A 6388-nucleotide genomic window follows, 5' to 3' on the forward strand; every position below is an offset into this window, starting at 1 on the left:
TATATTAGACTTAAATATTTAAAATGCTTACTAAAGCCAAATCATTAAAATTAATTCAAGCAGTAAAAGAATACAAGAAACAATATCTTGATAAAAGTCTTGGCGAACTTGATGAAAGCGGAACAAGACTCTTGATTAATGATTTTCTTACAAATATTTTATGCTTCAAGATGATTGAGGAAGTCAAGACTGAATATATGATAAGAGGCACATATGCAGATTATGTAGTTCAAATAAATGGAAACAGACACTTTCTTGTTGAAGTAAAAGCACTTTCACTTAACTTATCTGACAAACATATCCGCCAATCCATAAACTATGGTGCAAATGAGGGTATTGATTGGGTGCTTTTAACAAATGGAAGATGTTTTCAATTATATAAGGTGCTTTTCGAAAAACCAATAAGTGCAGACCTTGTTTTTTCAATTGATTTAGATGATACAAGTAAAATTAAAAACAACTGTCTTTCGCTCGAATATTTGCACAAAGAGTCAATCGCCAAAAATGGATTGAATGAATTATGGAAAAAGCATTCCGCCTTATCAACAAAGTCACTTTCTAAACTAATTTACTCGGAAGAGATAGCGAAATTTATTCAGAAAAAGTTGAAAAAGAAAGTAGGAATGAAGTTTGATATTGAAGAAATTGAAAATGCAATTAAAAGAGTTGCATTTGAACCAGTGGAAATTGAACTTATAAAATCAGCAGAAAGAAAGCCACAAAAAAAAATAAAAGTTTCTACGATAAATAATGGCGCTGATGATGCTAAAAGTTAAGTTATCGTATCGTTCTTCGAAAATATCATTCGCTTGAGGGTTTTACAAAAAGTGAGGCTATGTAAGCTGTGAATGTGCCAAACATCCCTACGCCAAATGTCATCAGAAAAATTGCTATCATTCTGCCCTCACTTGTTACTGGGTATTTATCGCCATAGCCAACGGTGGTAACGGTTGTGTACGCCCACCATATTGCATCTTCAGCAGTCTTAATATTACCATTAGCTGTATTTTCCACCTGTAGAATCGCAATTGAGGAAAAAATGAGTATGAGAAATGCCAAAATCATAACAGAGGATAGGGCCCCTTTCGCTTTATTGAAATAGATATGATTCAAAAATTCTTTAATTGACTTAAAGGCACGGACTATTCTGATAATGCGAATTATTCGAATAACTCTTGCAAACCTAAACGTATCAATTATAGGAATACTTGACAATAAATCAATCCACCCCCACTTCAAATATTCTTTTTTGCTAGTTGCCCTAACAAATTGGTATAGAAACTCACAAAAAAAGAAAGTACACAGCAAATAGTCGAAATACTTTAAAAGTTTAGATACTTCCGCTGATATTGGGAAAAGAGTATCCACCACCAAGCATATTAGAGCTGTTATAGAAAATATTAATACAGCAAGATTTAAAATACTGAAACTTTTATTCGACTCCATTTGATTCAAAATTGAAAGGGACCGGGTCAATTATCACAGAAATGCTTCCATCAAAGAAAATAGCTTTAACGGACTTTAGCTTTATTTTCTCGAGGGTTGATGTAAAGTAAACACTTTCAAATTCATAAATACCAAAATTTAAAGGTTCAATAGGACCTACCCCTCTTACTGTTCGCAAATGTGTTTTATATCTAAAATCAATTGCCGGGTCTCCTACCGGGTTAAATGCTTGGAATGTAAATTCTATGTACTTGATTTTTTTTCGAAAAGGATTAAAAGCAGTAATTCTGATATCGTAAATATCCGTTAGATACTCTGACTTATTGTAAAATTTCCAATCTTTTACTATTGTTCGCCTTGGCCCCACCTTATCTACAGTAATCCGTAGAGCTCTATTTATTGAATCTAGCTTCGTTAGTTCCACTATACTTAAGGAATCTGCTTTTGATTTACCAATACTATCTTGGATAGTCTTGTGTTTTTCGATTAATATTCTAACACTATCTTTAAAAATTATTATTTGATTTGTAGCTTTAGAAATCCGTTCTTCAATACTTGGCGAACTATTCCGCAACTCAATAATTTTCTTGCGAACTAATTCGAGGCTAGAAAATTGAATATCTCTTGCGAAATATGTTTTTTTATCAATTAACAGTACAAAGAAAAATTCACTTCGACATTTTATTTCATCGATAACAAAAAAAACGGAGTCTTTAAATAATTCGAGTTTTTTGATTACACTTTCACAGTTATCATCAACAGTGGTAAATGCTGTTATACTTTCAGAATTAGATTTTGGCTTTGCTAAAACATAGTTTTGTGAGAATGCACTCTGAAAGCTAATCAAGACTAATAAAGCACTTATTAATATTTTAGATATCATCTGCTTGGCTTTTTATTAGAAGTTGCACATCCCATCTAAATACTAAAATAAAGTGAACTAATTATATGTTTATATGAAATAATTTTATTATATCTAAAATTTATCACTTTAAAAGGAATCTATTCCTTCAGTGCTTCAGAATCACATAGCCTATCAAGCTCTTCCTTTGAAACTCCTTTTAATTCAAGATTTTTTCTAATAAGCTTTACAAGGCCTTTATTCGCATCTTTAACACCTTTTTGAACTGCCGTTGATACAAGCCACCAATGGAATAAATACCAAATCACAGCACCAATGAGAATAAAAAAAATAAGATTAAGATAGTCGGTAGTTTGAGTCATAAATAATGTTTTTAGAATTCGTATTTCTTTAACCCTATTACTGTATCAATTGAGCGTAAATTTTCATCAACATTTCGAATATCCCATTTTGTTCCATCTGAAAATATTACCTCAATAGGCCAAGCAAGAATAATCTTTTTTGCACGACTACTTAAAATTTCCCAAGAGCCTGTTCTGGCTTTACCAGCTCCTAATGCATCATCGTCGAATCCACCACCAAAACCTTCAACAATACCATATCCCATATCTGCAGGCTCGCCAAACGCATCAATTCCATACCAACGGAACCTTATTGCTTCAATTCTTTTTTTTGAGACATTTTTATACGTAAGTGAAATGTTTTTATAGTTAGAGTATTCTTCTTGGTATAATTTATACTTTATGACCTTAATTGGAGAGGTGAATAGCCCAATTGTATCAATTAATGCAGATTTAGTTACACTATTTATAAGGCTATCTGTAATCTTTTTGGCTCTAATTTTTAATTCTAAATCAGTGGTCTCTTCACTAAAGTTTTCACTTTTAACTATGCCTGTTGACTGATTCTCCTTTTTTAATTCTGTCTCATTTGTGCAAGAAAGAAATAAAGATGCTAATAGAAGAAATTGAAATCGAGTTTTGATACCATAGCAATAATTCATTAAAATCATTTAGGCTAAATTTTAGATTCGCTTTGTTTTCTTAACCAATCATATTACCATCTTTGTCTAATTTAAAAGGAACCTTTACAGAGGTAATCTGTTGACTTTTAGTTTCTATCTCGCATAAATCATTTAATTCCTCTTTTGAAACACCTTTTAGTTCAAGGTCTTTTCTCAAAAGACTTGTTAAGTTTTTAATTCCACTTTTGACTGCCGAAGTGATAATTAGCCACGTTATCCAGAACCAAATTATTAGCGAAACAAGTAAAATCAATAAAAATGTTTCAGTTGTTAATCCATACATAATTTGAGATTTTTACCAATTATCATTTAGCTTTTTAACAGCTTCGTTATTTACTATTACCGAATAGAAATTTTCTTTTATTGAAGCCACCAAATCTGCCATTCCTTGTGCATAACCTTTTCTGCTAACATAGCTGCCGTTTTTTTCAGAAAAATAGTCCTTGAGATAAAAAGACCTTGCTTGCACGCCTGATGAATATTGGCTGGGAAGCATTCTTACATTTCCATCATCAAAGTAAGTATATTTAACTCTTCCGTCCTTAATTTGTATTTGCAGTCGTATGTAAAATTGAATTGGAGTTTTAACACCAAGTGATTTTACATAAAGTGACGAAGTGATATAATTAAGAACTATTTGGTCATCTGTTTCGCTTATCAAAACTTCCCTTAAGTTGACAAATTTTAAACTTGCCCAATTTTTAATTTTATTTTTAATCTCCGAAACATTAAGATTATCAAATTTGTGAATTTCAGAGAAAATAATCAACTCATCTTTGTTTGAGTATAGGCTGTCAAGGTAAAATATGTCAACAGAGTTAGCTGACTTACTCTTTTCTTGTGAGTTTGCTGACGTTGTAAAAATTAAAAAGCAGAAAATGGTAATTAAATATTTCATATTTAAAGGTTTATAAATTAAAACTACAAAATTGTTTTACCCTCTACAAAATCCATTCTGATAATTTTCCTATTTAAATTCTCTCTGGCAACTAACTCAAGCTTGGAGAGAGTCTCCTCTGTTTTAAAATGCTTATACAAGTCAGTCCTAAATACTTGTATCCATACCTCAATCTCTGGCTCTGTAAGCTCCTCTAATTCAATAGTTCCCAAGAGTAAGCCTTTTATCAGTCTAATTTTCTCGCTCCTTTTCATTTTTAAGAGTTTCTACTAAAAAATCTAATTTGCTATCAGATAACATTTCAAACCTTATTTCCTGTGCTCTTGGAACTACAAATGGCAAAATCTTAATCAGTAATTCCAATCGTTTTTATGGGCCCTTAATTAAGCTAAATGTTTGAGGAAGTAATTCCATCTCCTTTTCAAGAAAAGCCTTTAAAAGCTCTATAATCGCTTTTGAAGACTTATTGGGCTCTCCCGCTTGTTCTCAATATTTTATTTACAGTATATAAAATATTAGAAGGAATATCAATGCTTCAGAATCAAGAATGAAGCAACTTGATGAATCAGGATTTCGAATACTATTCGAAGTAAATTAATAAGTGTCATTTTTAATTTTTAATACAGCGAACAGACGCAGCATCATAATCATAAACTGTGGTATTAGTACTACTAAAATTATACCATAATAAAAAAACCTTTCGACTTGTGCTTTCATTACCTGACCACCAGTATCCTCCACTCCCAGAGTTATAAAATGAGCCTGTAGAGGAGCGACTGCCACCTGCTCGACCAGAGAAATTTGAAACATTGGTGGCTCCTACGTTAGGACTATTCCAATAAACTGTATCTTTTAACTTTCCTCCAGCTAAATTTTCGCCCCCAAGGGTATTAAATAAAGTTTGCCATTCTTGATTAGTTGGGATGTGCCAACCTGCTGGGCACACATTTTTATTTCCGTTTGCAGCTGGCTCCAGGGCGTACTGATTATACAGTCCTCCAAATCTATTAATTGTAGATGCTGTTTGATTATTATTATACCAACACATCATTGGTTTCTGTAGCCCGTCTCGATAATTATAGTACCATTCACTTTGACTAGCAACTACGGGTATATTTGTGCCATCATTATATTTAGTGGTTCGTAAATTCTCTGACATCCAAGTTTGAGCGCCTATAATTACTGTGGGATAAGTGTTACCAGAAGCGTCAGTTACAGAATTTGTTACAACTCTTGTTAAAGTACAGTTCCTACCACCTATATTAATTAAAAAGTTTGCTATTCCTTCAGATTCTGGTACTCCTGTAATTGTATAAGTTAATTCACCATTACCATTGTTGAAATTACTTGCATCTATTGCTGCTGTCAAACCAATTACTCCTGTCGACGCAACTGTTTGTAAATTGAAAGAACCCCCATTTCCTCCAGTGTAAGGGATGACACTTCTCGCGATTGAAGAAAAACCTTTAGTAAAAGCGCCTGTGTGAGTCGCAGCCGAACAGTTTAATGTCAAAATTGTGCCAGAATTTGAAGAGCTTCTAAAATTTAATTCGTTTCCATAACCAGTACCTACACTATTAGTTGCATATGCACGAACATAATAAGTTGTATTAGGAATTAAACCCGAAATAGTGCTACTAAAACTTCCTAATCCATTTCCCTCATTAGTTTTGGTGTTTAGTGCAATTGTTGGGTTTGCAGAAGTACTCCAAACAAGGCCTCTTGCAGTTATTGTAGATGTGCCAATACTTGTTACATTCCCACCCCCAACGGCAGTTGTAGTACCAATGCTACTAATTGGATTTGTAGTAATTGTCGGTATTAAGGGAGATGGTGGTTGAGTTGGCGGGGTGCTACAAGAATTTAAAAAAATGAAAATAAATGCAGTGTATGTATTTAATCTAAAACGTATCATATAGCTATTTAATTATTAAATTTAAGACTGAATTACTTAAACTAATCAATCATTGTTATTTGTAACCAAATCTCAATTTAGGGCTCTGCAAACTCCTATAATTCAATAGCACCCAGCAGTAGTCCTTTTATCAGTCTAATTTTCTCGCTCCTTTTCATTTTTAAGAGTTTCTACTAAAAAATCTAATTTGTAATCAGATAACATCTCAAGACTTATTTCCTGTGCTCTTGGAATTACAAATGG

At 32.6% G+C, this 6388-nt stretch carries 8 protein-coding genes; 1 reads left to right on the forward strand and 7 read right to left on the reverse strand.

Annotated elements, in window-relative coordinates; all coding sequences use genetic code 11:
* Positions 1-23: 23 nt before the first annotated feature.
* A complete protein-coding gene (locus tag ACIQ2S_RS10015) occupies positions 24-776 on the forward strand; it encodes a hypothetical protein (protein WP_396175543.1) in 753 nt (250 codons plus the stop codon).
* Positions 777-801: 25 nt separating this feature from the next.
* Here the strand turns inward: ACIQ2S_RS10015 and ACIQ2S_RS10020 are convergent, their stop codons facing one another.
* The 7 genes from ACIQ2S_RS10020 to ACIQ2S_RS10050 all read right to left on the reverse strand — a co-directional run bounded on the left by ACIQ2S_RS10020 (position 802) and on the right by ACIQ2S_RS10050 (position 6145).
* On the reverse strand, positions 802-1446 hold the full coding sequence (locus ACIQ2S_RS10020; protein WP_396175545.1) for a potassium channel family protein: 645 nt from the start codon (positions 1444-1446) through the stop codon (positions 802-804).
* Positions 1433-2329: a hypothetical protein gene (locus ACIQ2S_RS10025; protein WP_396175547.1), complete on the reverse strand. Its 897-nt coding sequence runs from the start codon at positions 2327-2329 to the stop codon at positions 1433-1435. The genes ACIQ2S_RS10020 and ACIQ2S_RS10025 overlap by 14 nt, the downstream gene beginning before the upstream one ends.
* A gap of 119 nt (positions 2330-2448) precedes the next feature.
* On the reverse strand, positions 2449-2670 hold the full coding sequence (locus ACIQ2S_RS10030) for a hypothetical protein (RefSeq protein WP_396175549.1): 222 nt from the start codon (positions 2668-2670) through the stop codon (positions 2449-2451).
* Between the two features lie 11 nt (positions 2671-2681).
* Complete coding sequence (locus ACIQ2S_RS10035) at positions 2682-3320, reverse strand: hypothetical protein (RefSeq protein WP_396175551.1); 639 nt, start codon at positions 3318-3320, stop codon at positions 2682-2684.
* Between the two features lie 31 nt (positions 3321-3351).
* Complete coding sequence (locus ACIQ2S_RS10040) at positions 3352-3615, reverse strand: hypothetical protein (RefSeq protein WP_396175553.1); 264 nt, start codon at positions 3613-3615, stop codon at positions 3352-3354.
* Between the two features lie 12 nt (positions 3616-3627).
* The gene (locus tag ACIQ2S_RS10045) at positions 3628-4230 is read right to left on the reverse strand and encodes a hypothetical protein (RefSeq protein ID WP_396175555.1); all 603 of its coding nucleotides are present in this window, start codon (positions 4228-4230) and stop codon (positions 3628-3630) included.
* A gap of 610 nt (positions 4231-4840) precedes the next feature.
* Positions 4841-6145: a fibrobacter succinogenes major paralogous domain-containing protein gene (locus ACIQ2S_RS10050; protein ID WP_396175557.1), complete on the reverse strand. Its 1305-nt coding sequence runs from the start codon at positions 6143-6145 to the stop codon at positions 4841-4843.
* Positions 6146-6388: the final 243 nt, after the last annotated feature.

The organism is Flavobacterium sp. (assembly GCF_044371705.1).
GTDB lineage: Bacteria > Bacteroidota > Bacteroidia > Flavobacteriales > Flavobacteriaceae > Flavobacterium.

What these genes read in the sequence shown, in the direction of transcription:
- ACIQ2S_RS10025 (WP_396175547.1), bottom strand. Translation starts at nt 2,329, where the DNA reads ATGATATCTAAAATATTAATAAGTGCTTTATTAGTCTTGATTAGCTTT.
- ACIQ2S_RS10030 (WP_396175549.1), bottom strand. Translation starts at nt 2,670, where the DNA reads ATGACTCAAACTACCGACTATCTTAATCTTATTTTTTTTATTCTCATT.
- ACIQ2S_RS10035 (WP_396175551.1), bottom strand. Translation starts at nt 3,320, where the DNA reads ATGATTTTAATGAATTATTGCTATGGTATCAAAACTCGATTTCAATTT.
- ACIQ2S_RS10040 (WP_396175553.1), bottom strand. Translation starts at nt 3,615, where the DNA reads ATGTATGGATTAACAACTGAAACATTTTTATTGATTTTACTTGTTTCG.
- ACIQ2S_RS10045 (WP_396175555.1), bottom strand. Translation starts at nt 4,230, where the DNA reads ATGAAATATTTAATTACCATTTTCTGCTTTTTAATTTTTACAACGTCA.
- ACIQ2S_RS10050 (WP_396175557.1), bottom strand. Translation starts at nt 6,145, where the DNA reads ATGATACGTTTTAGATTAAATACATACACTGCATTTATTTTCATTTTT.
- ACIQ2S_RS10020 (WP_396175545.1), bottom strand. Translation starts at nt 1,446, where the DNA reads ATGGAGTCGAATAAAAGTTTCAGTATTTTAAATCTTGCTGTATTAATA.
- ACIQ2S_RS10015 (WP_396175543.1), top strand. Translation starts at nt 24, where the DNA reads ATGCTTACTAAAGCCAAATCATTAAAATTAATTCAAGCAGTAAAAGAA.